The following is a 494-nucleotide window of genomic DNA, read 5'->3' as shown; positions in this document are numbered from 1 at the left end:
ATGCCGCCCTTCATGTGGCGCGGCAGGTCGGGGCGGCGGGCGAGCATCTGCGAGGGCGGCGTCCAGTCCGGCCATTCCTTCTTGGCGGTGATCTTGTGCACCCCGCCCCAGCGGAAGCCGTCGCGGCCGACGCCGATGCCGTAGCGCAGCGTGCGGGGATCGTTGCGGAACAGCTCGCCGAGCACCGCGACGTCGTTCGTGACCAAAGCCTGCTCGTAACGATCGAAGGCGGCCTTGACCTCCGCGATCACCTCGGGAAGATCGATCTCCATCTCAAAGTCCTCTTGGCGCCGGCGCGGACACCACGCCCATCTTCTCCAGCGCGTAGGCGACGCGCAACGCTATGTCCTCGCGCCAGGGCGCGGCGATGATCTGCACACCGATCGGCAGCGGTTCCAGCGGCACGGGCACCGCGACTACGGGCAGGCCGATGAAGGAGATCGGCTGGGTGTGGATGCCGATATTGGCGCGCACCGGCAGCTCGACGCCGTCGA

At 68.2% G+C, this 494-nt stretch carries 1 protein-coding gene and 1 pseudogene; both read right to left on the bottom strand.

Features of this window, described 5'->3' with window-relative positions; genetic code table 11:
* The coding region (locus AACY08_RS28990; protein WP_339472516.1) for an AtzH-like domain-containing protein at positions 1-272 on the bottom strand (272 nt) is incomplete at its 3' end.
* Position 273: 1 nt separating this feature from the next.
* Positions 274-494, bottom strand: a pseudogene (locus AACY08_RS28985) (hypothetical protein); the annotation flags it as partial.

Source organism: Pseudomonas sp. EL_65y_Pfl1_R83, from assembly GCF_963970695.1.
In the GTDB taxonomy this organism is placed as follows: Bacteria; Pseudomonadota; Gammaproteobacteria; order Pseudomonadales; family Pseudomonadaceae; genus Aquipseudomonas; species Aquipseudomonas tritici.
The sequence above is the reverse complement of the archived record's forward strand: the minus strand, read 5'-3'. Positions and strand labels throughout refer to the sequence as shown.